Genomic DNA, 24,908 nt, shown 5'->3' with positions numbered 1-24,908 from the left:
CTGGTCCTGGCCATCGCGATCGCCACCGCCGCCCGGTTGGCGATCGTCGGCCGGCCGGTGGCCTGACCGTCCCTAGGGGCGGCGGGCCCAGGTCCAGGCGTACCCGTCGTCCTCGCACTCGGCCGCCGCGTCGCAGAGGTCGAGTGGGCGGAAGGTGTCGACCATGACCGCCAGCTCGTCGAAGAAGTCCACTCCGATGGCGCGTTCAGCCGCGCCCGGCTGCGGCCCGTGCGTGAAGCCGGACGGGTGCAGCGAGATGGAACCCTGCTCGATGCCGGAGCCGCGCCGCGCCTCGTAGTTGCCGCCGGTGTAGAAGAGCATCTCGTCGGAGTCGACGTTGTGGTGGTGGTACGGCACCGGAATGGCATCCGGGTGGTAGTCGACCTTGCGGGGCACGAAGGAGCAGATCACGAAGTTCGGGCCGGCGAAGGTCTGGTGCACCGGTGGCGGCTGGTGGATCCGGCCCGTGATCGGCTCGAAGTCGTGGATGGAGAACGCCCACGGGTAGAGGTGGCCGTCCCACCCGACCACGTCGAACGGGTGGTTGGCGAAAACGTGTCGCGTCCAGCCGCGCCGATGACGCACCAGCACCTCCACGTCGGTGCCGTCGACCAGCAGCGGGGCGTCCGGCCCCCGGACGTCACGCTCGCAGTAGGGCGAGTGTTCCAGGAACTGACCGCGTACGGAGAGGTAGCGCTTGGGTGGGCCGATGTGCCCGGACGCCTCGACGGCGAGCAGCCGGGTCGGGGTGCCGCCGGTGGGTACCAGGCGGTGCACCGTCGAGGTCGGGATGATCACGTAGTCGCCGGCCACCGCGTCGAGGACGCCGAACGTCGACTCGACCCGCAGGGCGCCCGACTCCACGTAGAGGCAGTGGTCGCCGGTGGCGTCGCGGAACAGCGGCGAGGGGCGGTCGGCCAGGACGTAGGCGATCCGCACGTCGTCGTTGGCGAGCAGGTACCGCCGGCCGAGGACCGGATCCGCGCCGGTCCCGTCGAGCTTGTGGGTACGCAGGTGCCGGGGCTTGAGCGGCAGGTTCGGCACCCGGGTGACGGCCGGTGGGGTGAACTCCTCGGCGGCGACGATCGCGGTCGGGGCGTACCGGTGGTAGAGCAGGGACGAGTCGGAGGAGAAGCCCTCCTGGCCCATCAGCTCCTCGGTGTAGAGGCTGCCGTCCGGCTGCCGGAACTGGGTGTGGCGCTTGCGTGGCAGCTCGCCGACGCTGCGGTAGTACGGCATCTCGCCCTCCCGGTCCGCCCGCGTCCGATATTCGGACGCTGTTGTCCGATCCATGAAGCGTCCCGTACATTCTTGTCTCGTGTCAACGCAGCTGCCCACTCTTGTCGCCGGCCTGGTCGATGACGCCGCAGTCTTCCCGCCGGGCAGTGCCCCGCTGCCCGACGCCGTGCAGGCCCACCGGGGGCACCGCTCCGCTTGGTACGCCGACCTGGTCGGCCCGCTGCTGCTGCCCGCCTCGGCGATCACGGCGGGTGAGCTGAGCGGTCAGGTCGACGCTGAGGAGGGCTTCGCCATCGGGCTGATCGGTGACACCGGTCTCGACCGGCTGCCGTTCGCGTTGTCGTTCCTGCCCCCGCTCGGGGTGACCGCACGACAGGTCGAGGTGCCCGTCGCGCGGCGGGGCGAGGACCCGCAACCAGGACTGACCGAGCTGGTGAAGCTCGCCGAGCGGCTGGACGGCGTCCCCGTCTACGCGGAGATCCCGCTAACCTTCGGGCTGATGGGTGCCCTGGACGCGCTCGCCGACTCGCGCGCCCGGGGGGTGCCGGTCGCCGCCAAGTTCCGTACCGGCGGACTGGCCGCCGAACTCTTCCCGACCCCGGCCGAGCTGGCCGCGGTGATCTGCGCCTGCCGGGACCGGGACCTGCCGTTCAAGCTGACCGCCGGGCTGCACCACGCGGTGCGGCACGTGGACCCGGAGACCGGCTTCACCCACCACGGGTTCGGCAACGTGCTCGCCGCGACCCTGGCCGCCGCCGACGGCGCGACCGTCGGTGCTGTCGCAGAGTTGCTCACCGTGCGCGACGAGCGCCCGCTGGTGCAGGCTGTCGACGGCCGGCCCGATGCGGCGCGCCCGCTGTGGGTGGGGTTCGGCTCGTGCAGCATCGTGGAACCCCTTACCGATTTGATCCGGCTCGGGCTGGTGGACGGAGGCTTTGAGGCATGAGCGAGCGTCAGTGCGGCGGAGGGCCGGCATGAGCTGGGTTCCGGGTGCGTCGGGTTCCGGGTACGGGGTGCACCACCTGCCGTACGGAGTGTTCCGGGTGAGCGACGACGAGCCGCGCATCGGCGTACGCGTCGGAGATTTCGTCCTGGACCTGGCCGGCGCGGAGGCCGCGGACCTGGTGCTGGCCGGCGGCGCGCTGTGCCGGCCCACGCTTAACGCGTTCCTGGCGCTGGTGCGCCCGCAGTGGACCGCGGTGCGGGACCGGATCACCGAGCTGCTCACCGACCCGACGCACCGGGCGGCGGTGGAGCCGCTGCTGGTGCCCGTCGACGAGGTGCGGATGGAGTTGCCCTTCGAGGTGGCCGACTACGTCGACTTCTACTCCTCGGAACACCACGCCTCGAACGTCGGCCTGATCTTCCGCCCGGGGCAGCCGCCGCTGCTGCCGAACTGGAAACACCTGCCGATCGGCTATCACGGTCGCGCCGGCACGGTGGTGGTCTCCGGCACCCCCGTGGTACGTCCGCAGGGGCAGCGCCCCAGCTCCGACGGGCCGACGTTCGGCCCGTCGACGCGCCTGGACATCGAGGCCGAGGTCGGCTTCGTGGTCGGCGTACCGAGCCCGCTCGGCCGCCCGGTGGCCGCCGCCGACTTCGCCGACCACGTCTTCGGCGTGGTGCTGGTCAACGACTGGTCGGCGCGGGACATCCAGGCATGGGAGTACCAACCGCTCGGGCCGTTCCTCGGCAAGTCGTTCGCCACGTCGGTCGCCGCCTGGGTCACGCCGCTCGACGCGCTGCGCGACGCGTTCGTCGCCGGTCCGGAGCAGGATCCGCCGGTGGCCGACTACCTGCGCGACGAGCCGCACCTGGGGCTGGACCTGCGGCTGCGGGTGCTCTGGAACGGAGAGCCGGTCAGCGAGCCACCTTTCGCCGGCATGTACTGGACCCCGGCCCAGCAGTTGGCACACCTGACCGTCAACGGCGCCTCGCTGCGTACCGGCGACCTGTACGCCTCCGGCACCGTCTCGGGCCCTCGGCGCGACCAGGTCGGCTCGTTCCTGGAACTCAGCTGGGGCGGCACCGAACCGGTCACCGTGGGCGGGGCGGAACGCACCTTCCTGGCCGACGGTGACACGGTGACGATCACCGCCACCGCACCCGGGCCGGACGGCACCATCCTCATGTTGGGCGAGGTCACGGGCACCGTCCTGCCGTCGAACTGACCTGAACCCGACAGCTGACCTTGATCGCACAGCGGGTGCGATCAAGGACCGTCGCCGTCTTCGTTGATCGCCTCGGAATTCCGTCGCCACGCCGCGCCGGGCCGGCCGGTGCCCCCCTTTTCCGGTCGGCCCGGTCTCGGCTGGCGGAACGTCGAAACTGAGGGAGATGACGACGATGCACGATCTCGTGGACGCGGTCTGGCGTACCAGCAGCCGTTCCAACGACCAGGGACTCTGCGTGGAGGTGGCCGACAATCTGGCCGCAGTCCACGGTGTGGTGGGCATCCGTGACTCAAAGGACCAGGCCGGACCGGTGCTCGTGGTGAGCCCGCCGGGCTGGAGCGCATTCGTCGACGCGATCCGGGACGGTCGATTCGTCGGCTGATGCCCGCCGGGGGTCTCCGGCGGGGGATTCTCCGCTCGGGGACCCCGCACCACGATCACGCCGCGTACCGTCGGTGCCACGGGAGGTGGCATGTCGACAGTTGCGGTGAACGGGTTGGTCGCGGCATCCGCGGTCGATCTGTGGCGGGTGCTCACCGACCTGTCCCGGCCGAGGGGCGGTGATCGGCCCGTGCAACTGCTGACCCCGGGAACGTTCGGCCCGGGTACGAGTTGGCGGGAGATCCGGACGCGACCGGGCGGTGGCACGGTGGCCGAGGAGTTCGTCGTGTTGGCCGCCGAGCCGCCCCGACGGCTGGTCCTCGGCTCGCCCGGCGACGGCGTCGACTACCGGATCACCTGGACGCTACGGGACGTGCACCGTCGCGGGCGTCGCCACGCCTCGGTGACGGTGACGGTGTGGGCTCAGCCGGCCGCGACAACTGGCCGGGCGCTCGCACTGCTGCTCGGCGGTTTGGCGGTCCGAGCAGCGGAAAAGGTGCTGCGGCAGGACATCGCCGCCCTGGCCGCCGCAGCTGGCGCCTGCCACGCCGAAGTCGCCTGACCCAGCGCCCGCCCGCCTCCGTCACGCCCGGACCCGAGCGGGTGTTCTCGCGAGTTGCGGCAAACAGCGGCATCACGCCCACCGCGAGAGCGCGGCATGCCGCATGTCGGGACGGGCGCAGCGCGCGAGTTCGGCTCGGCGGGCTTGACCGGTGGGCTCGGTGGGCGGGTCTGGCGGGGCGGCTCGGGGGCGAGGGCGGGTCCGGGAGCGGCTGGGTAGGGTGCCGTGCGGAGGTGCGGCATGGGGTGGGCGGCTGGTCGGCGGCGGTTCGTGGCGGCGGTGGCGGCGGTGGGTGTCGCCGCGACGGTCGGGGTCATCGCGTACCGGGTCCTGGCGCCGGCGGAGGTGAGCACCCCGGCCCGGGACGACTACCCGGCGCGGAGCATGCCTGACCCGGGGGTGACCGGCCGCCTGCCGGTCGCCCCGCTGATCGTCGACGGCCGGCTGCGGGTGTACGCCGCGGCCCGGCAGGTCTACGCCGACCAACCTGTCGACAGTCGTAGCCGGCACACCCCGTACTGGTCCTTCCGGCGTTGGCCGGCGAGTCTGGACGCGGTGGTGGCGAGTGGGACGACGGTGGTGAGCCGCTGGTCGGACGGGCAACTCGTGGCGATCGACGCGCGTACCGGTCGGGTCACCTGGCGGGCGGACGGGCCGGAGCCAGCGTCGGAGCGGGTCGCGCGGCGCACCGGCACGGCCGTCGTCTGGCGGCCGAGCGGCCTCGCGGTGAGCCGGACCGTCGACGGCCGGCAGGTGATCGTCAGCTCCGGCGAGGGTGAAGTCCGAGCGGTCGACCTGGCCGATGGCGGGCAGCTGTGGCGGGCGGCGGTGGGTTCCGATTGCCGCGAACCGGTGGGCAGCGCCTCCGGTGGCCGGCTGCTGACCGTGGACGACTGCGAGGGACCGGCGGTCATCGAGTTTCGGGACACCGCAACCGGCGTGGTGACGACCAGGTGGCGTCCGCCTGATGCCGGTGACGAGCTGACGGCCACGTTGCTCGGCTGTGGGCCGGACGGCGTCGGCTGTGCCGCGTTGCGGACCGCCGGGCCCGGGGACGCGCCGGCCCGGGGCTGGTTGCTCGGGGCGGAAGCGCCGGTGCAGGCACCGGTCCTGGATGGTCCGGGTACCGAACTCGTCGACGAGACGGCAGTGGGCATGGCCGAGGGAGTGCTCGTCGGCCGGGCCGTCCCCGGTGGTGCGGAACGCTGGCGGGTCGAGGTCGGCCCGGGCCGGGTGATCGCTGTACAGCCCGGCCGGGTGCACGTGCTGACCGAGGCGAACGAGCTCGTCAACGTGGACCCGGCCACCGGCACGCGATTGTCCAGCTTCGTTCTCGACATCGGCTCCGACGGCACGGGGTGGGCGCCGGGCGACGCGTACGCGGCCGACGGGTACGTGGTGGTGGAGCGGCTGCGCCGGCCGGTCGATCCCGACGCGGACGACCAGCGGTACTACCTCACCGCCGAATCGTTGATCGTCGCCGCGACCTGACAATCGGCGACCTGTGCTCGACAAAACGGACATAAGTTACTTATAGTCCCACTGTGCGTCTCTTGGCAGCCCTGCTGGGTGTGATCATGATTCTCGTCGGCGCCGCTCCGGCGGAGGCCGCCGCCCCGGTCTGGCGGACCGTCCGGTTGGCGGCAACGCCGGGGGTCGACATCACCGTGCCGGCGGCGGTCGACCTCGGCACCGCCTTCGTCGGCGGGGCACGAACCGGGTCGCTGGGTCGGGTCGAGGTGACCGACGTCCGTGGCCCGGTCAACCCGAACATCTGGGTGGCCACCGTCTCCGCCACTGTTTTCATCACCGGCGCGGGTGGGCCGCAGCGGACCATCTCCAACGCCTCGGTCTTCTACTGGTCGGGGCCGGCGGTGCAGAGCACCGGCGGCGGTACGTTGGTGCCGGGCCAGCCCACCCAGGCGCAGGCGGTGGCGCTCAACGTGACCCGGGAAGCATTTCGGAAGACCTCCGGCAACGGCAACAACCGGGTCGCCTGGAACCCGAGCGTCCGGATCGTCGTGCCGAACGGCATCGTCGGGGGCGTCTACCGGGGCACCATCATCCACTCTGTCGCCTGATGGGTGATTTGTCTGAAGCAGTAGTAGGTGACCATTTTGTCCGATCTAGCGTGATCGGCATGAGGAAGCCACTTCTTACCCTGACCGCCGCCGCGGCCACCGTGGTGGTCCTGGCGGCACCCGCCGCCGCCGCCCCGTCCGGCGACACCATCGTGACCTTCACGGTCGCCACCGCGAACCTGGACATCTCCGTCCCGGCGTCGGTGAACCTCGGTGCGGCGTTCGCCGGCAGCACCATCACCGGCGAACTGGGCAACGTCACCGTCACGGACAGTCGGGCCGCCCTGAACGCCATCTGGACGGCCACGGTGACCAGCAGCTCGTTCACCGCCGGCAGTGGTTCGCCCGAGGAGACGATCCTGCCGAACCTGGTCGAGTACTGGTCCGGCGGTGCCATCGAGACGACCGGTACCGGAACCTTCGTGCCCGGACAGCCCACCGAGGCCGATGCGGTGGCGCTGAACGTGTCGCGGGTCGCCTTCTCGAAGACCTCCGGCGCCGGCAACAACTCCGCGACCTGGGCGCCGGACATCCGGATCACCATTCGGGCCAGTGCGGTCGGTGGCTCTTACTCGGGGGTGATCACCCATTCGGTGTCATGACCGCGTCAGCGCCCTCGCCCTGGCCGTGGCCCTCCTGGTCGCGGCCGGGGCGCCGGCGTCGGCCGCAGCCGGGGCGGTGCCGGCGCCCGGGGCGGTGGCACGCGCCGAACCGGCTTCGCCCGATGTCGTCGACCTGCCGGCGGCCGACCGGCGAGACGGTCGGTCCAAGCCGCCCAAACCGAGTGGCAGTGCGTCGCCGAGCCCCAGTGGCCCTGCCGTGTCGGTCGGGGTGCGCCTGCTCGACGCACCGGTGAGCCGCCGTGACGACTCCCGGGCGCACAAGTACATTGTCGATCACGTCAAGCCCGGCACCACGATCAAGCGACGCATCGTGGTCAAGAACTCCTCGGAGATCCAGCGGAAGGTGGTTCTCTACGCGGCGGCCGCCGGGGTGGACGAGAAGGGCTTCGTGCTCGCGCCGGGCCGGACCGAGAACGAGCTGAGCAGTTGGATCCGGGTGGAGCCCGGCGAGGAGGCGCTGGCCGCCGGCGAGGAGGCGGAGGCGCTGGTCACCATCCGGGTGCCGCGCGCCGCCGAAGCCGGCGAGCGGTACGCCGTCATCTGGGCCGAGATCTCCAGCGGGGACGGTCAGCAGATCCGTAACGTCGGACGGGCCGGCATCCGGGTCTACCTCTCCGTGGGGCCGGGTGGGGAGCCGCCGTCCGGTTTCGAGATCGGGCCGCTGACCGGCCTGCGGGAGGCCGACGGCACGCCGGTCGTCACCGCCGACGTACGCAACACCGGCAAGCGGGCGCTCGACCTGGCCGGCGAACTCCGGCTCGCCGACGGGCCGGGTGGTCTGTCCACCGATCCGGTCCGGGTCGAGGCCGCGACGCTGGCCCTGGGCGGCAGCACCACCGTCCGCATCGCACTGGACTCCCGCCTGCCCGACGGCCCCTGGTCGGCGAAGCTCGACCTGGCCAGCGGCTGGACCAAGCGCAGCGCCAGCGGCACGGTCAGCTTCGGCGGCACGACCGTCCCGGCGGCAGTCAGCGCCGACCGGTCGAGCGCGGTGCTGGCCGGCGGACTTGTCGCGTCCGGGCTGGTGCTGGCGCTGCTGTTCGGCTTCGCCTATCGGCGGCGGTCGCAGCAGCGGGAGCCGGTGCCGCAGGAGTAGCAGACTCGGGCCGGTCCGCTGGGGGATGGCGGACCGGCCCGGTACCGCCCTCGGTGGGCTCGGCTCGGTACAGCGTTCGATGGTCGGGCGTGGTTCAGCCCAGGGCGGCCTCGGCCGCCGCCAGGAAGGCATCGTTCTCGGCCGGCGTGCCTATGGTGACCCGTACCCCGTCGCCAGGGAACGGACGCACGATCACGCCCCGCGACTCGCACGCCTTGCCGAACTCCACCGCCCGGTCGCCAAGCGGCAGCCAGACGAAGTTCGCCTGGCTGGCCGGCACGCCGGGAACGAGCTTGGTCAACGCCTCGCCGACGCGTTCGCGTTCGGCCACCACCAGCGCGCACCGCCGACGCACCTCGTCGGCCTGGGCCAGCGCGGCCAACGCGCCCGCCTGGGCGGCCATGCTTGTGGAGAACGGCGTGACGACCTTGCGGACCGCCGCCGCCACCTGCGGCTGCGCCACCAGGAAGCCGATCCGCAGACCGGCCAGCCCCCACGCCTTGGAGAGGGTGCGCAGCACCGCGACGTTCGGCCGGTCGGCGTAGTCCAGCCCGTCCGGCACCTCCGGGTCGGTGACGAACTCCCGGTACGCCTCGTCGATCACCACCAGCACGTCGTCCGGTACGGCGTCGAGGAAGCGGTCCAGCTCGGCCCGGCGTACGGCCGTGCCGGTCGGATTGTTGGGGTTGCAGACCAGGATCATCCGGGTGCGGTCGGTCACCGCCGCGGCCATCGCCGCCAGGTCGTGCCCGTGACCGGCGTCGTTGGGCACCTGCACGCTTGTCGCGCCGCTGGTCGCCGCGATGATCGGGTACGCCTCGAACGAGCGCCACGAGTAGACGAGTTCGTCGCCGGGCAGGCAGGTGGCGCGTACCAGGTGCTCGGCCAGCGCCACCGAGCCGCAGCCGGTCGCCACCCGGTCGGCGTCCACCCCGTACCGCTCGGCGAGCGCCTGGCGGAGCGCGACCACGCCCATGTCGGGGTAGCGATGCACCCCGGCTACCGCCTCGGCCACCGCCTCCACCACGCCGGGCAGCGGGCCGTACGGCACCTCGTTGCTGGCCAGCTTGATCGCCTCGGGCAGGCCCAGCTCACGGGCCAGGTCGGCCGGGCTGCGTCCGGGCACGTAGTTGGGTAGCGCGTCCAGGTCGGCGCGGGTCAGCCGCACCGCCGCCTGGTGTCGTCGGTCGGTCATGGGGTCTCTCCCGGGGGGTTGGCACGGTCGTCGGAGGTACGCGGAAGCTGAACCACCACGGTCTGCGCCCGCTTGTCGTGCAGCGCCTGCCGGAGCGGATGGTCGAAGAGCGGTGAGAGCGCGTCGATCAGCTGGAGCAGCAGGCCGAGGCCGCAGCAGTACCAGAGCAGCGTGGGCAGGCCGAGAGTGTTCCAGCGGCGCAGGGCCCGGCCGAAGCCCAGTGGTGCGTCCGCCTCGACCGGCACCGCCCTGACCCGCAGCAGCCGCTTGCCGAAGGTCTGCCCACTGGCGGCCATCGACGGCACCTCGTACGCCAGCCAGAGCGAGGTGGCGATCAGCAGGATCGTCACGACCAGCGCGCCGGCCTGATCACCGGCGGCGGGCAACGGGTCGGTGGTGCGGTCCTGGTCCTGCACCCGACGCCAGAACTCGTCGAGTGGTGCCGAGAGTTCCTGGAGGTAGCGCCAGACGAACCAGCCGTTGACCAGGGCGTTGAGCAGGAGGACGATGCCGAAGTCGATCAACCGGGCACTCAGCCGGGCACCGAACGAGGCCAACGGCATCCCGTGCGGACGGGGGGCCGGCGGACGTCCGGGCCAGGTCGGGTACGGCCAGCCGGGCGGCGGCCCCTGCGGCGCGTCACCTGTCGGCCAGGCCGGCGGCGCGCCCGTAGATCCCTGACCGCCGGGCCAACCCGGTGGCGTTCCGCCGCCCGGCTGCCCGGCCGGCGGGCCTTGCGGCCAGGTGGCCGGCGGGGTGCCGCCGGACGGCAGGTCGGCTGCGGGAGGTGTCGAGGTGGCTGCCGGCGAGGTCGGCTCCGGCGTCGGCTCGGGCTCGGGCGGGGGTGGGCCCTCGGGCGGCGTGACGTCCACCGGGATGGGCGCGCCGATCCAGCCCTCACCGTCCCAGTACCTGCGGGTTTCCGGGTCGGCGGGGTCGACGTACCAACCGGGTGCCACGCTCACGTCACGGCCTCGCTGCGCTCGTTCACCTCGACACCTTAACGACGACGGTCCCGGCGAACTTGTCGTGGAGGCACTGCTGCCAGGGCTTGTCCCACAACTGCCAGAGACCGTCGACGTAACTGCCACCGGGCACCAGGGACCCGCCGACGAACTGCGCGAGGTACCGCTTCCCCGCCATCCGTCGATCGAGGGTGGCGGTCGGATCGAACGGAACCACCTGGAGGCCCATCACCTTTTTGCCCAGAGTCTGGCCGGTCCGCTTGAGGTATTCGACGTGATAGAGCCAGTACAGCCCCAGCGACAGCACGACCAGCCCGGCCTGGAGCAACAGCATCGGCAACATCACATCGGTGAACATCGTGGCCAGATCCGGCTCGGCGGGTGTGCCGTCCGGGTTGGTCCAGTTGAGCGTGGAGAGTGTCCGCAACCAGAAGACCAGGAAGATCGGTACGAAGAGCACCATCAGGACTCCCGTCGCGATCGCCGTGTCGATCAGGTACGCCAGCAGCCGGTCACCGAAGCTGGCCAGCGGCTGCCCGCCCGGACTCAGCACCGGCGGTGGCGGTCCGGCAGCCCAGCCGGGCGGTGGTGGCCCCACCGGCCAGGGCGGCTGGGACGCGTACCCCTGCGGACCTGGCTGTCCGGGCGGCGGCTGGACGGGCGGCGCCCACTGTGCCGGAACCTGGGGTGGGCCGGCCGGTGGCGCGGCACCGCCGGCCGGGGGCTCGCCGGCCGGCGGTGTCGGGTGCGTGGGTGGCTGGGTCACGCTCGACAGTGTTACAGGTTGCCGCGCTTTTCCTGCTCCCGCTCGATGGCCTCGAAGAGCGCCTTGAAGTTGCCCTTGCCGAAGCCGAGCGAGCCGTGCCGCTCGATCAGCTCGAAGAAGACCGTCGGACGGTCCTGCACCGGCTTGGTGAAGATCTGCAGCAGGTAGCCGTCCTCGTCCCGGTCGACCAGGATCTTGCGGGACTTGAGCTCCTCGATCGGTACGCGTACCTCGCCGATGCGGGCGCGCAGTTCCGGGTCGTCGTAGTACGAGTCCGGGGTCTCCAGGAAGTCGACGCCGGCTGCCCGCATCGCGTCCACGCTGGCCAGGATGTCGTTGGTGGCCACGGCGATGTGTTGGGCACCGGGGCCCTGGTAGAACTCCAGGTACTCGTCGATCTGCGACTTCTTCTTGGCGATGGCCGGCTCGTTGAGCGGGAACTTCACCTTGCGGGTGCCGTTGGCGACGACCTTGCTCATCAGCGCCGAGTAGTCGGTGGCGATGTCGTCGCCGATGAACTCGGCCATGTTGGTGAAGCCCATGACCCGGCGGTAGAACTCGACCCACTCGTCCATCCGGCCCAGCTCGACGTTGCCGACGACATGGTCGACCGCCTGGAAGAAACGCTTCGGCTGGACCCCGACGTCGATCATCGGCTGCCGGTCCACGATCGGGCCCCGGGCGACGAAGCCGGGCAGGAACGGACCGGTGTAGCGGGACCGGTCGACGAGCGTGTGCCGGGTGTCGCCGTACGCGTCGATGACCGCGAAGCGGACCGTGCCATGCTCGTCGGTCATGTCGGTCGGCTCGGTCCGGCCGTTGGCGCCCTGCTGGACGGCGTGCGAGTAGGCCGCATCGACGTCCGGCACCTCCAGCGCGATGTCGATCACTCCGTCGCTGTGCTTTGTCACGTGTTCGGCGCCGGGCGCGTCGGGGCGTACCGCGCCGGTCAAGACGAAACGGGCGGAACCGCTGGTCAGCACGTACTCGGCGTAGTCCCGGTAGCCCTGCTCCGGCCCCCGGTACGCCACGCAGGTCATGCCGAACGCCGTCGAGTAGTAGTGCGCCGCCTGCTTGGCGTTGCCCACCATGAAATGCACGTAGTCGAGGCCCTTGACCGGGAACGGGTCCTTGCTGGTGTCGTGATCGACGGCGCCGACGAGAGCGTCGACGTCCACCTCATCGGTCGGCTGGGGTCGGTCGATCGCCTGGGTCATGGTGGCCTCCCTCGCGTACCGGCCGGCCTGGTGGGCCGACGGGATCGTGTGCTGTGTGCCGAGCATCGCGGTGCCCGGGCGCACTGGGCAACCCTCACGGCGTACGCTGGTCAGGTTGCACAAACGGTATGGTGTTGACGCATGAACACTGGTCAGATTGCTCAGCTCGACGAACTGGACGTGCGACTCATCGAACTGCTCGCCGAGGAACCCCGGATCGGTGTGCTGGAGTGCTCGCGCCGGCTTCACGTCGCCCGGGGGACCGTCCAGGCGCGGCTCGACAAGCTGGTCGGGCGGGGCGTCATCGCCGGGTTCGGGCCGGATCTCGGCCCGGCCGCGCTCGGCTTCACGGTGACCAGCTTCGTCACCCTGGAGATCAGTCAGCGGCACGGGCACGACCCGGTCACCCGTCATCTGGCGGCGATCCCCGAGGTGTTGGAGGCACACACCATCACCGGCTCGGGCGACCTGCTCTGCCGGATCGTGGCCCGCTCGAACACCGACCTTCAACGGGTGATCGATCAGATCGTGGCGTACGAGGGCATCACCCGCGCCTCCACGATCATCGCGCTCGCCGAGCAGATCCCCTACCGCGTCCTTCCGCTGCTGCGCTCGGCGGTGCAGTGAAGGAAAGGCGGCGAAATCAGTCGGCGGTGAGGGCGTCGCCGAGCGGGGTGCGGCGGTACCGGACGGACCGGCCGGAGCGGACCCGGGTGATCAGGCCCGCGTCGCGCAGCACGGACAGGTGGTCGCCGACGCCGCCCAGACTCATCCCGAGTTGCACGACGAGCTGACTGGTCGTGGCGGGCAGGGCGAGCGCCCGCAGCACCGCCGCGCGGGACCGCCCGACCAGCCGGTCCAGCGCGTCCTCGGGGCGGCCGGGGTCGGGTGGCCCGAGCAACTCGGCCACTCCGGAGGCCCGGTAGACGATCGCGAACGGCCATGGCGGCTCGACGTAGTTGATCATCATGCCGAACACCGTGGGGATGAAGAGCAGGCCCCGGCCGCCCAGCGAGTAGCTGCGGGGATCGCGGTCGGCCACCTCGATCGCGCCGAGCCCGCCGCCGGAGACCCAGCGCAGCCTCGGGTCCAGGTCCGCCACGGCGGCCCCCCAGCCGTACGCGAGCAGGCGGCCCGCGCGATGGACCAGATCCCGTTCCAGCACCGCCCGCAGTCGCGGCCAGTCCGGCTGCACCAGGGCCATCCAGGACGCCTCGATCGCGTCGGCCAGCCGGTCGACGACGTCCGGCGAGTCGTAGATCCGGCGGGCGTACGCCGGTGGGGTGCGCAGTCCGACAAGGTTGCGGGACAGTTCGTCGCGAGCCTGCCCGAGCGGCGTGGCCCGGACCACGGCCAGCTCGTCGGCGAAGGTGCGGCCGATGCCGTCGGGTGGCGGCTGGATGAAGTCGGCGTTGTAGCCGCCCCGGCGTAGCAGCGCCATCAGCGCGCCCACCGCCGGGTAGTCCCGGCGCAGCTGCTCGAAGACCGATCGGGTGCGGGCCACCCAGGGGGCCAGCCCCGGCACGGCGTGCTGGCCGGCATGGACGCGCAGCGCCCAGACCGCCTCGCCCAGCGGCGAGATGGCGTACCGACTGGCCGCCACGTCCGCCGGAGTGACCTCGATCCGCATCGCCCGACCTTTCGTTCTCCAGCGAAAGGATAGAGCGGTCCGGTGTGCGCCACCAGGCTGATCGGCGTGGACAACACCAGCATGAACGCGCCGAAGGTGGCCGACCGGCAGGCCACCTTCCGGGACGTCTTCGCCGTCGCCGAGTTCCGGGTGATCTTCGCGAGCTATGGGATCTTCATTATCGGCGAGACGGTGAAGATGCTCGCCCTCTCCGTGCTCGTCTACGAGCGCACCGGGTCCGGTCTGCTGGCCGCACTCGCGTACGTCACCGGATTCCTGCCGCACGCGCTGGGTGGGCTGTTCCTGCTGGCCCTGGCCGACCGGTGGCCGGCCCGCGCCCTGATCGTCGGCTACGACCTGGTGCGGCTGGCCGTGGTGGCGGTGCTCGCCACGGGTCTGCTCTCCCCGGCGGCGATGCTCGGCCTGGTCGCCGTCGTGGCGCTCTTCGGCCCGGTGAGCAGCGCGTCGCGTACCGCGCTGCTGCCCGAGATGCTGCACGGTGACCGGTACGTGCTGGGTCGTTCGCTGCTCACCGTGGCCGCCGGGGGTACGCAGGTGGCCGGGTTCGCCGTCGGTGGTCTGCTGTTGGGGCTGGTCGGTCCGTACGGCGCGCTCTGGCTGACGGCGGCGACCTGTGGCCTCTCCGCATTGCTGGTGCGGTTCGGGCTGGCGCCTCGTCCCGCCCGCACCGGTCGGGCGGTTGCCGGCCCGCGGTCCGGCGCGTTCCGGGAGACCCTGCGGGTGAACCGGCAGCTGCTGGCCGACCGCCGGATCCGTGGCCTGCTGCTCGCCCAGTGGCTGCCGGGGTCACTGCTGGTCGGTGCCGAGGGGGTGGCGGTGCCGTACGCGGCCGGGCTCGGGCCGGGCGCCAACGCCGGCATCCTGCTGATGGCGGGCGCGGGCGGCATGCTTGTCGGCGACCTGCTGGTGGGGCGGTTCGTCGCGCCCACCCGGCGGGAACGCTGGACGCCGTGGCTGGCCCTGCTGCTGGGCGTACCCATGCTGGCGTTCCTGGCCCGGCCGGTGCTGCTGCCCGCGGCGGCCCTGTTCGCGGTGGCGACCGCGGGTTTCGCCTACCAGCTCGGGCTGGCCCGGCGGTTCCTCGACGCGGTCCCCGAGGTGCGCCGAGGGCAGGCTTTCGGCCTGGTCAGCACCGGCATGATGGCGGCGCAGGGGTTGGCCGCCGCAGGGGCCGGCGCGCTGAGCGAGGTGCTCGCGCCGGGGGTGGTGATGGCCGGCGCCGGGGCTGCTTCGATCATCGCGACGCTGCTTCTCTGGCCGGTCCTCACCCCCGGTGACCGACGTTCACCTGCGCTTGCGGCGGAGCCCACGCCGACCACGCCGGCTCCTGCGGTGTCCGCTGACCGCTGAGTCAACCACCGTGCTCGCGGTGCTGCCGACGCGATCTTTCCGGCGCGACACGCGGGGTGGTGCGGGCGGTGGCGAGCACGGATGGCTACCGTGTCCCGGTGGCGAAGGGGAGCGGCCTCGGCGTACGTAGCTGGCTGCTGCTCGGCCTGATCACGGTGGTGGTGCTCGCCGCGACCGGAGTCTGGAACCCGTTCCCCACCATGTGGGACTGGGTGAACCGGCCCCAGCCGATCTCCCAGCCGGACGTGGTCTGGCAGCAACGTATCGGTGGCACCCCGCGCAGCGTCACCATCGCCGGTGCGAGCCTCGTGATCGAGCAGCGCACCCGGGTGGAGGCCCGCAGCCTGGCCGCCGGCACGCAGCTCTGGGAGCGCAAGGCCGACTGGAGCGCGGTCACCGGCGCGGGGCAGGAAGCCGTCGTCGTCGTGGGCAAGCTGCTGGTCAAGGGGTACGAGGTACTCGACCCCATCACCGGGGTGACCCGCCGCCGCGACGATGATGCGGTGGCGGTCTGGACGTACCGCAACCTGCTGCTCGACGCCCGCTGCGTGGAGGCCACCGACTGCACCTTGAGCGCCTGGGATCCGCGCGGCACCGTTCCGCTGTGGACCGCCTTCCTGCCCGGGGTCAGCACCGGCCTGCTCGCGGACAACCCGAATCTGCTCGACAGCCGGCGGCTCACCAGCAACCGGATCGACGGCGAGGTGGCCGGCCCGGAGGCCGTACCACCGCTGCTCGGCTTCCCGGTCGACGGGCGGGTGCACGTGGTGGACACCGCCACCGGCCGGGTGCTACAGAACGTCGAACCCGGCCGGGAGGAGCGGCTCGCCGTGATCGGTGGGCGCCTGCTGCGCATCACCGCCCGGTCTCAGGACGGCAGCTGCTACTACACCATCTCCGGTCGGGACTCGGCCACCGGGCAGGAGGCGTGGCAGCAGTCGGGGCTCAACCTCCGTACCGCCGACAGCGCCGGTTGCGTACAGCGGGAGGACCCGTACGGTGCCCGGAACGTGGTGCTCGGCGTTTCGCCCGACGGCCGGGAGGCGGTCCTCGACGGGTACGACGGGCGGCTGTTGCTGGTCACCGCCGACGGCGAACGGGTGCTCGCGGTCGACGACCGGTACGCGTTGGTGCGTGCCGCCGATGGCGGTGCCGTCTCCGCCCGTGAACTCGGTGCCGGGCGGACCCGGTGGACCCGGCCGGCGGGGAAAAAGGCAGGTGCGGCCCTCACCCCGTACGCGGCGATCGTCGCGGACGAGAAGCCCAACCGGCTGGTCGCGCTCGATCCGCGGACCGGGCGGGAACTGGCCGTGCTGCGTACCTCGGCGAACGCCCTCGCCGTGGGGCCCGCCGGCATGGTGATCGGGGAGGGCCGGGAGATCGGGTACGTCCGGTTCGGCGCGGCGGCCGGTGGTACGCCGGGCGAGGCCGACGGGGCGGACCCCGGCCCCGCCGGCAGTGGCGCGGCGCCGCAGCCCCAGGACAGTTGTGGTCCGAAGAACGAGCTGTGCGCCGCCCCTGACCCCGGTAAATGATCGGGCCCCCCGGCGGGTGGGACGGACCCAACCTTCTGCCCTAGGCTTTGCCGTCATGAGCGAGCGGCAGCGAGCGAATCTTCAGCCCAGTGCGGTGGTGCCTCACGGCGGCACGGAGCGAAGCGGAGTGTCGTCGTGAGCGAGCGGCAGCGAGCGAATCTTCAGCCCAGTGCGGTGGTGCCTCACGGCGGCACGGAGCGAAGCGGAGTGTCGTCGTGAGCGCCGCCGAATTCGTGTACGCCCCGCTGCTGCCGACCGGTCCGGACCAGACGGACTATCGCCTGGTCACCGACGAGGGCGTCGATGTGGTCAACGGTCCGGGCGGTCGCCGGTTCCTGACGGTCGAGCCGGCCGCGCTGACCGCGCTGACCGCCGAGGCGATGCACGACATCGCGCACTTCCTGCGCCCCGCGCACCTCGCCCAGCTGCGGTCGATCATCGATGACCCGGCGGCCTCCCCGAACGATCGGTTCGTCGCGCTCGACCTGCTGCGTAACGCCAACATCGCTGCCGGCGGGGTGCTGCCGATGTGCCAGGACACCGGCACCGCGATCGTGATGGGCAAGCGCGGCCGGCACGTGCTCACCGACGGAACCGACGCCGAGGCGATCTCGCGGGGCGTGTGGCAGGCGTACACCCGGTTGAACCTGCGCTATTCGCAACTGGCCCCGCTCACCATGTGGGAGGAGCGCAACACCGGCAGCAACCTGCCCGCGCAGGTCGAGCTGTACGCCGAGGACCCGGACGGGCACCCGGACGCGTACAAGTTCCTGTTCATGGCCAAGGGCGGCGGCTCGGCCAACAAGTCGTACCTCTACCAGGAAACGAAGACACTGTTGAATCCGACGCGGATGATGCAGTTCCTGGAGGAGAAGCTGCGGCTGATCGGCACTTCCGCCTGCCCGCCGTACCACCTGGCGGTGGTGATCGGCGGCACCAGCGCCGAGTACGCCCTCAAGACCGCCAAGTACGCCTCCGCGAAGTACCTCGACGCCCTGCCCACCTCCGGCTCGATGACCGCGCACGGCTTCCGGGACCTGGAGCTGGAGGCCGAGGTGCTGGAGTTGACCCGCAACTTCGGCATCGGCGCGCAGTTCGGCGGGCGCTACTTCTGCCACGACGTCCGCGTGGTGCGGTTGCCCCGGCACGGCGCGTCCTGCCCGGTGGCGATCGCGGTGTCCTGCTCGGCCGATCGGCAGGCAGTGGCCAAGATCACCCCGTCGGGCGTGTGGCTGGAACGACTCGAAACCGACCCGGCCCGCTTCCTGCCCGATGTCACCGAGGCGCAGCTGGACGCGACCGAGGTGGTACGCGTCGACCTCAACCGGCCGATGGACGAGATCCGCGCCGAGCTTTCCAAGTACCCGGTGAAGACCCGGCTGTCGTTGAGCGGCCCGCTGGTGGTGGCCCGGGACATCGCTCACGCGAAGATCGCCGAGCGGCTGGACGCGGGCGAGCCGATGCCGCAGTACCTGCGCGATCACGCGGTCTACTACGCCGGCCCGGCGAAGACCCCGGAGGGCTACGCCTCCGGCTCGTTCGGCCCGACCACGGCCGGCCGGATGGACGCGTACGTGGCGAAGTTCCAGGCCGCCGGCGGTTCGATGGTGATGCTCGCCAAGGGAAACCGGTCGGCCCAGGTCACCCGCTCCTGCGAGCAGCACGGCGGCTTCTACCTCGGCTCGATCGGCGGCCCCGCAGCCCGACTCGCCCAGGACTGCATCAAGCACGTCGAGGTCCTGGAGTACGCCGAGCTGGGCATGGAGGCGGTCTGGAAGATCGAGGTGGAGGACTTCCCCGCCTTCATCGTGGTCGACGACAAGGGCAACGACTTCTTCGCCGAGGTCACCAAGCCGGTCCTCACCATCGGTAGGCGCTGACCACACCGACTTGACGAGGGGCGCCGGGCTTCCGCCCGGCGCCCCTCGCCGTTCCGGACGTCAGCCCGGGTAGTTGACGTAGAAGTAGTAGTAGTCCTCGCCGGACGTGATGCCCGACGAGGTCCTGCTCGACACGTACAGGTAATGGCTTCCGTCGTACTGCGGGGTCAGCGTGATCGTCGCGGTGCCGTCGGCTCCGGCGGCGACCGTCTGCTCCTCGCCGTTGTACCGGTAGATGAACTCGGTGCTGCCGGGCATCTGCGCGGTCAGCGTGAACTGGCCCGACACGCCTGGCCCACCCCCGCCGGTAGGCGGGTAGTCCGAGCTGGTCACGGTCGGGGCCAGCCGGTTGAGGACGAAAGAGTGCTCGGTCTCGTCCGAGACCATCGACCCCATCGTGGCGCGTACGGTCAGCCGGACCCAGCCGGAACGGTCGGCCGGGTAGGACTGCGGCGTCCAGTTGATCGTGGCGACCCCGTCGGCGCCCGCCGTGACCGTCCGCTCCTCCTCGCCCTCGAAGGTGTAGACGTAGCCGGTCACGCCGTCGCGGGCCGGTCGGAAGGTGAACTCACCGGCCACGCCCGGCCCACCACTCTCCTGGTAGACGGGGTAGTCCGTCGACTCGATCGTCGGTGCCCACGAGGTCGCTTCGAAGTACACCGAGGCGGTCCCGGAGAGAGTGCCGTCGGCGGTCCGGCTGTAGACCTCCATCCAGTGGAATCCGCCGAAGGTGGAGGTGAAGGTCACGCTCGCTGTACCGTCCGCCTCGGCGGCGACCGTCTGCTCCGGTCCGCCGGCCACCGACCACACGTACTCGGTCACGCCGGGCATGCCGGGGTGGAAGACGAACGTGCCGGGGGTACCGACGAGGGCACCTTCGGCACCTCCGATCGGGTACTGCTCCGACGAGACGGTGGGCTCGGTCGACAGGTAGAAGGACAACTGCCCCTCGCCGCTGGGCAGCCCGCCGGAGGTCCGACTGGTCACGGTGATCCGGTTCGAGCCGGACTTGCGGGGAGTGATCGTCGCGGTGGCCGTGCCGTCCGCGCCGGCCGGCACGGTGACCGGCTCGTCGTCGTTGAGTCGGTAGGTGTACTCGACCACGTCCTCCATGCCGGGCGTGAACGTCAGCTCGCGGGGCTCACCGATCGCGCCGTCCGGATTCCCGTCGGTGATCCGGGGTGCCGTGTCGCGGACCGTGAACTCGTACGTCGTCTGTGTCGAGCGGTTGCCGGTCCGGTCGGCGGCCTGCACGTACAGCCGGCCGAAGGGGCTGCGGGTCGGCGCGTGACTGATGGTGGCGGCCCCCGACTCGTCGGCGGCCACGTAGGACGTCAGGCCGTTCTCGCCGTAGTAGTAGCCGGCGATGTCGTCCGCGCCCGGCGCGGTGAAGTGGAAGGTGCCGGGGATGCCTGGGCCGCCGTGACCTGGCGGATTCCAACCGGACGGGTAGTCGGTGGAGGTCACCGTCGGGGCCGGCGGGCGCACCGTGTCGACGGTGAACCGGCACTCCGGTGACCAGTCGGAACTGGCGTGCTGGTCGGCGGCGCGCACCGAGAAGGCGTACGTCCCGCCGTTGACCATCCCACCCTCCGGCACGGTATGGGTGAAGCGGGCCGGTGCGTAGTAGGGGTAGGACGTCCACTCGGTGCGCTCGGTGGGCCGATCGACAGGCCACCAGGCGAAGGTCGCGGTCACCTGATCTCCGGACGATCCCTCGGCCTTGTCCGGATCGGTGATCTCGGCGCTGAGCACCGGCCTGGTGGTGCCGATCCGGCGGCCATCCGCGCAGGCGAGACCGGCGACGGTCAGCGCGCTGGGTACGTCGGGCGCGGCGTTCGCCTCGATCGAGATGCCCAGCGGCTTCAGCCACCGGCTGAAGCGCCTCTCCTTCTCCTTCTTCCCGGCGATCCGGGCCATCAGGGTGAGGCTGTCCTGCCCGTCGGCCACCGCCTGGCGCACGATGTCGGTGAGGTCGAGTTCGAGGTAGCCAGCCGGGCAGGCGGGAGAATCGAAGACGGCGTCGGCGTTCTCGTGCACCTGCGGCGCGGTGTTCCAGGTCGGTGGCTGTGCCGGCGTGTCCGTACGCCAGATCTCGATCTTGCGAGGCTTCTCGCAGTCGGTCACCGACGACTCGCCGGTCACCCCGTACGCGTTGATCACCGCCTTGCCCCGATAGGGCGTGAGGTCGAAGGTGAAGTACGCCCGGGAGGTGTGCTTCACCTCGTCGGACTTCCAGGTGCCGATCGGCACGTTGTCGGTGGTGCTCACCGGGAACGCGACGGCCGGCTGCTTGGCGTCCGTGTAGCTGATGCTCGTCGCGCGCTCGAACCTGATCACGCCGGCGGCCGCTGGCGTGGTGGTGCCGATCACGGCGAGTGGCGCGGTGAGCAGGGCGGCCGCCCCGGTGATGAGGAATCGGCGCGGTGCGCGCCACTGACGTGCGGTGCGCACGCCGGTGGTACCCCCGTTGTCATGCAACGTGCAAACCTCCTGAGCGGAGTGGCAAGATCTCGACGATCTTAAAAGCGTCGCTGCCTTGCGGGCTCCAGACTTTCGGTCGGAAGGCGTGCCCCGGCCGGCCCGGATCGGCGGCTGCGGGCGATCGTCTGCACGTCGTCGCGGCGCGGGGCAGGATGGTACGCGTGACGACTCCAGAGGCGACCGGCTACCGGATCGAACGCGACTCGATGGGCGAGGTGGAGGTGCCCGCCGAGGCGCTGTGGCGGGCCCAGACGCAGCGGGCGGTGCAGAACTTCCCGATCTCCGGCCGAGGCATCGAGCCGGCCCAGATCCGGGCGCTGGCCCAGATCAAGGGCGCGGCGGCGGAGGTCAACGGCGACCTGGGGGTGATCGACGCGAACGTGGCCGCGGCGATCGCCGCAGCCGCGGCGCACGTGGCCGACGGCGGGTACGACGACCAGTTCCCGGTGGACGTGTTCCAGACCGGCTCCGGTACCTCGTCGAACATGAACACCAACGAGGTGATCGCCACCCTGGCCGGGCGGGAACTGGGCAGCAGCGTTCATCCCAACGACGACGTCAACGCCTCGCAGTCCAGCAACGACGTCTTCCCCTCGTCGATCCATCTCGCGGCCACCGAGGCCGTCGTACGGGATCTGCTGCCGGCGCTGAACCACCTGGCCGCCGCGCTGGAGGCGAAGGCGTCGGAGTTCGAGACCGTCGTGAAGGCCGGGCGTACGCACCTGATGGACGCCACCCCGGTGACGCTCGGGCAGGAGTTCGGCGGGTACGCCGCCCAGGTTCGCTACGGCATCGAACGCTTGGAGGCCGCGTTGCCCCGGCTGGCTGAGCTGCCGCTGGGCGGTACGGCGGTCGGCACCGGCATCAACACCCCGCTCGGCTTCGCCGCCCGGGTGATCGAGAAGCTGCGCGCCTCGACCGGGCTGCCGTTGACCGAGGCGCGCAACCATTTCGAGGCGCAGGGTTCCCGGGACGCCCTGGTCGAGACGTCGGGGCAGCTGCGTACCGTCGCGGTCGGGCTCTACAAGATCGCCAACGACATCCGCTGGATGGGCTCCGGTCCGCGCGCCGGCCTACGTGAACTGCGCATCCCGGACCTCCAACCGGGCTCGTCGATCATGCCCGGCAAGGTCAACCCGGTGGTCTGCGAGGCCGTCCGGCAGGTCTGCGCGCAGGTGGTAGGCAACGACGCGACCGTGGCCTTCGCCGGCTCGCAGGGCGACTTCGAGCTGAACGTCATGCTGCCGGTGATGGGTCGCAACATCCTGGAGTCGATCCGGCTGATCGCCGCGTCGAGCCGCCTGTTCGCCGACCGGTGCGTGGTCGGCCTGGTCGCGGACGCCGAGGTCTGCCTGTCGTACGCCGAGGGCTCGCCGTCGATCGTCACACCGCTCAACCGTCACCTCGGCTACGACGAGGCCGCCTCGATCGCCAAGGAGGCGCTGGCGAAGCAGATCTCCATCAAGGAGGTGGTGATCTCGCGGGGCCATCTCGACTCCGGCAAACTCTCGGAGACCCAGTTGGAGGAGGCGCTCGACCTGCTCCGCATGACCCACCCCTGACCCCAGCCACCGCCCGCGCCCGCGCCTGCCGGTCGGGCTGGCTTGATCGACTCTGGTTGCGGCATCTCGGCGTATCCGGGCGGCTGATGGCCGCAAGATGCCGCAACCGGAGTCGATCAGCCATCGGCCATTCGATGCCTGGGCACCCAGGCGAGAAAGCGGGCGAAGAGCGTCGCTGGGTCCGGACCGTCCTGCGGGTTCAGGCGGTACAGGTCGGCGGCCGCCTCGTGCAGCACCGCGCAGAGGTAGATGCTGAGCGCGACCCGGTCGTCGGCGTACTCAGCAACGAGATCGAGCCGCGCGGCGGCGCAGGGCCACGGTGCGGCGCAGACCCGGCAGAGCCAGAGCGGACGCAACGGCAGATGTGTCCGGGGCGACGCGCCCATGCCCCTCACCCTCGGCCGCCGCCGTGCCGGTCGGTTCGGGGTGCGATTCGGGAGGCGGTTCGACGGGCAGTTCGGGGCGCGGTTCGGGACATGGGACAGCCTCCTGTCGAGCTGAGTCGTTTGCGTAAATCGCCCCGGCGGTGGGACCGCCCGGCCGGGGGAGCGGACGGTCCCACCTCGACGCCGAGCTCGGGGGATGAGCGGCGAGCGTCGCGCTTCACAGTCTGCTGATGACGCCCCTACGCTCGGAAGTGTTTGTGCCTGCTGTCCGAGAGCCACTGCCGGTGGCCGGGTTGCCGATGGCGTGGCGCTGGAGTCGATCGACCGGTTTCTGGAGGGCGGTTGGAGATGGCGGGTGGACAGCTGACGGCGGCGGCGTTCCTGGTTGCGGAACTGCGCCGGGCTCGGGTCCGGCGGGGGTGGAGTCAGGAAGAGTTGGCCAAGGCCGTCAACTACTCACCGTCGATGGTCAGTGCGGTCGAGCTGGGCCAGCAACCGCCCACCCCGAAGTACCTGGACCTGGCCGACAAGGCCCTCGACACCGGCGGCATCTTCGGTCGCATGCTCACCGACCTGGTAGCCCTCGACAAAGCCCAGGTCTGGCAACGCGGCTGGCGCGCCATCGTCGAACAGGCGACAAAATTGCGTTGGTTTGAACCGGTATACGTCCCTGGCCTGCTGCAGACGGAGGCTTATGCGCGGGCGGTCTTCGAGTCTGGGGATCTGCTACCGGCCGAGGAGGTGACGAGTCGGCTGACGGATCGGATGGACTCTCAGAGGGTCTTGTATGGCGATAGGCCGCCCCGGCTGATCGCGATCCTTGACGAGGGCGTGCTGCGGCGTCAGGTCGGGAGTCCCAAAGTGATGGCTGAGCAGGCAGCGCACCTTGCCCGCATCGCAACCGAGCATCCCAGGGTCACTGTGCACGTCGTCTCGCGCTCCCGCGAGGAATACCCCGCGCTCGCTGGTGGCTTTGTGGTTGCGACACTTCCGGACGGCAGCGAACTCGGCTGCCTCGGTGGCCAGGTCAAGACGCACGAGTTGCACGAGGCGGCAGCCCTCGATCGACTGCATGTCGTCTGGGAAGCTACGTTGGGCTTGGCGCTGCCTCCGCAGGAATCCGTCAACCTGACGAGAGAGGTGGCCGAATCATGGGCCTGAACAGTGAGCCTTGGCGCAAGAGCAGCCGCAGCTCCCAGGCCAACGAGTGCGTCGAGGTGGCGGTCGGGCGTTCCGGGGTGGGGGTGCGGGACAGTAAGGATCCGGCTGGGCCGGTGCTGAGCTTTGACGCGTACGCCTGGCGGGTCTTTGTCGCGGCACCGCCGCGCCGGACGTGACCACCTCGCCCGGCGCGGAGGTGTTGGAGCGGCTGGCGCGGGAGCGGGTCGTGTGGATCTGCACGCTGCGGCCGGACGGCTCGCCGCATCTGACGCCGGTCTGGTTCCACTATGCCGAGGGTGAGTGGTGGATCGGCTCCGGTGAGCGCAACCGGAAGGTCCGCAACATCGCCGCTGACCCCCGGGTGTCGCTGGCGCTGCCCGACGGAGATGCGCCGGTCGTCGCGGAGGGCGAGGCGAGCATCGTCCGCCGGCTCTTCCCGCCCGACGTCGTCGAGGCGCTTCGCCGCCGGTACGACGGTTGGGACGTCACGGTGGATGGCCCAGACGGCCGCTACGTGCTGCTCCGGGTCGCGGTGACCCGCTGGCTGATGGCCGGCCGTGCCCGCTGACCTGCGTCGGTCGCTTCGGACGGGCCGCACAC

General features: G+C 71.2%; 24 protein-coding genes. 16 read left to right on the top strand and 8 right to left on the bottom strand.

What is annotated here, in order from left to right:
* Nucleotides 1-72: 72 nt before the first annotated feature.
* A complete protein-coding gene (locus tag KBX50_RS27005; RefSeq protein WP_210940482.1) occupies nucleotides 73-1,239 on the bottom strand; it encodes a homogentisate 1,2-dioxygenase in 1,167 nt (388 codons plus the stop codon).
* A gap of 79 nt (nucleotides 1,240-1,318) precedes the next feature.
* Here KBX50_RS27005 and KBX50_RS27000 point away from each other — a divergent pair, with 79 nt between their 5' ends.
* From KBX50_RS27000 to KBX50_RS26965, 8 genes are all read left to right on the top strand, one after another.
* Nucleotides 1,319-2,185, top strand: coding sequence for a hypothetical protein (locus tag KBX50_RS27000; protein WP_210940481.1), 867 nt, complete (start codon nucleotides 1,319-1,321; stop codon nucleotides 2,183-2,185).
* Between the two features lie 28 nt (nucleotides 2,186-2,213).
* Nucleotides 2,214-3,410 carry a fumarylacetoacetase gene (gene fahA, locus KBX50_RS26995; protein ID WP_210940480.1) on the top strand — a complete coding sequence of 399 codons (1,197 nt, stop codon included), beginning with the start codon at nucleotides 2,214-2,216 and terminating at the stop codon, nucleotides 3,408-3,410.
* A gap of 175 nt (nucleotides 3,411-3,585) precedes the next feature.
* Nucleotides 3,586-3,795 carry a DUF397 domain-containing protein gene (locus KBX50_RS26990; RefSeq protein ID WP_210940499.1) on the top strand — a complete coding sequence of 70 codons (210 nt, stop codon included), beginning with the start codon at nucleotides 3,586-3,588 and terminating at the stop codon, nucleotides 3,793-3,795.
* Between the two features lie 90 nt (nucleotides 3,796-3,885).
* A complete protein-coding gene (locus KBX50_RS26985; protein ID WP_210940479.1) occupies nucleotides 3,886-4,356 on the top strand; it encodes an SRPBCC family protein in 471 nt (156 codons plus the stop codon).
* 240 nt (nucleotides 4,357-4,596) lie between these two features.
* A complete protein-coding gene (locus KBX50_RS26980) occupies nucleotides 4,597-5,847 on the top strand; it encodes a PQQ-binding-like beta-propeller repeat protein (RefSeq protein WP_210940478.1) in 1,251 nt (416 codons plus the stop codon).
* A 53-nt stretch (nucleotides 5,848-5,900) separates the two neighbouring features.
* Entirely contained in the window at nucleotides 5,901-6,437 is a 537-nt protein-coding gene (locus KBX50_RS26975) for a hypothetical protein (protein WP_307871084.1), read from the top strand.
* Between the two features lie 59 nt (nucleotides 6,438-6,496).
* On the top strand, nucleotides 6,497-7,039 hold the full coding sequence (locus KBX50_RS26970) for a hypothetical protein (RefSeq protein ID WP_210940477.1): 543 nt from the start codon (nucleotides 6,497-6,499) through the stop codon (nucleotides 7,037-7,039).
* Nucleotides 7,040-7,256: 217 nt separating this feature from the next.
* Nucleotides 7,257-8,156, top strand: coding sequence for a hypothetical protein (locus KBX50_RS26965; RefSeq protein ID WP_210940476.1), 900 nt, complete (start codon nucleotides 7,257-7,259; stop codon nucleotides 8,154-8,156).
* A 94-nt stretch (nucleotides 8,157-8,250) separates the two neighbouring features.
* On the opposite strand, the gene hisC is transcribed toward KBX50_RS26965, so the two are convergent.
* Genes hisC through hppD form a run of 4 tightly spaced genes read right to left on the bottom strand, consistent with a single transcriptional unit; the run spans nucleotide 8,251 to nucleotide 12,299 of the window.
* Entirely contained in the window at nucleotides 8,251-9,351 is a 1,101-nt protein-coding gene (gene hisC, locus KBX50_RS26960; protein ID WP_210940475.1) for a histidinol-phosphate transaminase, read from the bottom strand.
* A complete protein-coding gene (locus tag KBX50_RS26955; RefSeq protein ID WP_210940474.1) occupies nucleotides 9,348-10,316 on the bottom strand; it encodes an RDD family protein in 969 nt (322 codons plus the stop codon). The genes hisC and KBX50_RS26955 overlap by 4 nt, the downstream gene beginning before the upstream one ends.
* 22 nt (nucleotides 10,317-10,338) lie before the next feature.
* Nucleotides 10,339-11,082, bottom strand: coding sequence for an RDD family protein (locus KBX50_RS33030; RefSeq protein ID WP_210940473.1), 744 nt, complete (start codon nucleotides 11,080-11,082; stop codon nucleotides 10,339-10,341).
* 11 nt (nucleotides 11,083-11,093) lie between these two features.
* On the bottom strand, nucleotides 11,094-12,299 hold the full coding sequence (gene hppD / locus KBX50_RS26945) for a 4-hydroxyphenylpyruvate dioxygenase (RefSeq protein ID WP_210940472.1): 1,206 nt from the start codon (nucleotides 12,297-12,299) through the stop codon (nucleotides 11,094-11,096).
* Nucleotides 12,300-12,440: 141 nt separating this feature from the next.
* On the opposite strand from hppD, the gene KBX50_RS26940 reads away from it, so the two are divergent.
* On the top strand, nucleotides 12,441-12,926 hold the full coding sequence (locus KBX50_RS26940) for an Lrp/AsnC family transcriptional regulator (RefSeq protein WP_093403292.1): 486 nt from the start codon (nucleotides 12,441-12,443) through the stop codon (nucleotides 12,924-12,926).
* Between the two features lie 16 nt (nucleotides 12,927-12,942).
* On the opposite strand, the gene KBX50_RS26935 is transcribed toward KBX50_RS26940, so the two are convergent.
* Complete coding sequence (locus KBX50_RS26935; protein WP_210940471.1) at nucleotides 12,943-13,929, bottom strand: helix-turn-helix domain-containing protein; 987 nt, start codon at nucleotides 13,927-13,929, stop codon at nucleotides 12,943-12,945.
* An 81-nt stretch (nucleotides 13,930-14,010) separates the two neighbouring features.
* On the opposite strand from KBX50_RS26935, the gene KBX50_RS26930 reads away from it, so the two are divergent.
* The 3 genes from KBX50_RS26930 to KBX50_RS26920 all read left to right on the top strand — a co-directional run bounded on the left by KBX50_RS26930 (nucleotide 14,011) and on the right by KBX50_RS26920 (nucleotide 18,715).
* Nucleotides 14,011-15,300 (top strand): MFS transporter, encoded by a 1,290-nt coding sequence (locus KBX50_RS26930; protein ID WP_210940497.1) that lies wholly within the window; start codon nucleotides 14,011-14,013, stop codon nucleotides 15,298-15,300.
* A 98-nt stretch (nucleotides 15,301-15,398) separates the two neighbouring features.
* Nucleotides 15,399-16,835: a PQQ-binding-like beta-propeller repeat protein gene (locus tag KBX50_RS26925; protein ID WP_210940470.1), complete on the top strand. Its 1,437-nt coding sequence runs from the start codon at nucleotides 15,399-15,401 to the stop codon at nucleotides 16,833-16,835.
* A gap of 215 nt (nucleotides 16,836-17,050) precedes the next feature.
* Entirely contained in the window at nucleotides 17,051-18,715 is a 1,665-nt protein-coding gene (locus tag KBX50_RS26920; protein WP_210940469.1) for a fumarate hydratase, read from the top strand.
* Between the two features lie 60 nt (nucleotides 18,716-18,775).
* On the opposite strand, the gene KBX50_RS26915 is transcribed toward KBX50_RS26920, so the two are convergent.
* On the bottom strand, nucleotides 18,776-21,169 hold the full coding sequence (locus KBX50_RS26915; RefSeq protein ID WP_210940468.1) for a DNRLRE domain-containing protein: 2,394 nt from the start codon (nucleotides 21,167-21,169) through the stop codon (nucleotides 18,776-18,778).
* Between the two features lie 182 nt (nucleotides 21,170-21,351).
* Here KBX50_RS26915 and KBX50_RS26910 point away from each other — a divergent pair, with 182 nt between their 5' ends.
* Nucleotides 21,352-22,761 carry a class II fumarate hydratase gene (locus KBX50_RS26910; protein WP_210940467.1) on the top strand — a complete coding sequence of 470 codons (1,410 nt, stop codon included), beginning with the start codon at nucleotides 21,352-21,354 and terminating at the stop codon, nucleotides 22,759-22,761.
* A gap of 116 nt (nucleotides 22,762-22,877) precedes the next feature.
* Here KBX50_RS26910 and KBX50_RS26905 read toward each other — a convergent pair whose 3' ends face one another.
* Entirely contained in the window at nucleotides 22,878-23,147 is a 270-nt protein-coding gene (locus tag KBX50_RS26905; RefSeq protein WP_210940466.1) for a hypothetical protein, read from the bottom strand.
* Nucleotides 23,148-23,495: 348 nt separating this feature from the next.
* Here KBX50_RS26905 and KBX50_RS26900 point away from each other — a divergent pair, with 348 nt between their 5' ends.
* From KBX50_RS26900 to KBX50_RS26890, 3 genes are read left to right on the top strand one after another with little or no spacing between them, the layout of a single operon-like run.
* A complete protein-coding gene (locus KBX50_RS26900; protein WP_210940496.1) occupies nucleotides 23,496-24,308 on the top strand; it encodes a helix-turn-helix transcriptional regulator in 813 nt (270 codons plus the stop codon).
* A complete protein-coding gene (locus KBX50_RS26895; protein WP_210940465.1) occupies nucleotides 24,299-24,484 on the top strand; it encodes a DUF397 domain-containing protein in 186 nt (61 codons plus the stop codon). Before KBX50_RS26900 ends, KBX50_RS26895 begins: the two co-directional genes overlap by 10 nt.
* Complete coding sequence (locus KBX50_RS26890; RefSeq protein WP_210940464.1) at nucleotides 24,481-24,876, top strand: pyridoxamine 5'-phosphate oxidase family protein; 396 nt, start codon at nucleotides 24,481-24,483, stop codon at nucleotides 24,874-24,876. The genes KBX50_RS26895 and KBX50_RS26890 overlap by 4 nt, the downstream gene beginning before the upstream one ends.
* Nucleotides 24,877-24,908 lie beyond the last annotated feature (32 nt).

The organism is Micromonospora sp. C51 (assembly GCF_018070435.1).
In the GTDB taxonomy this organism is placed as follows: domain Bacteria; phylum Actinomycetota; class Actinomycetes; order Mycobacteriales; family Micromonosporaceae; genus Micromonospora; species Micromonospora sediminimaris.
This window is presented reverse-complemented; position numbering and strand designations above follow the sequence as displayed.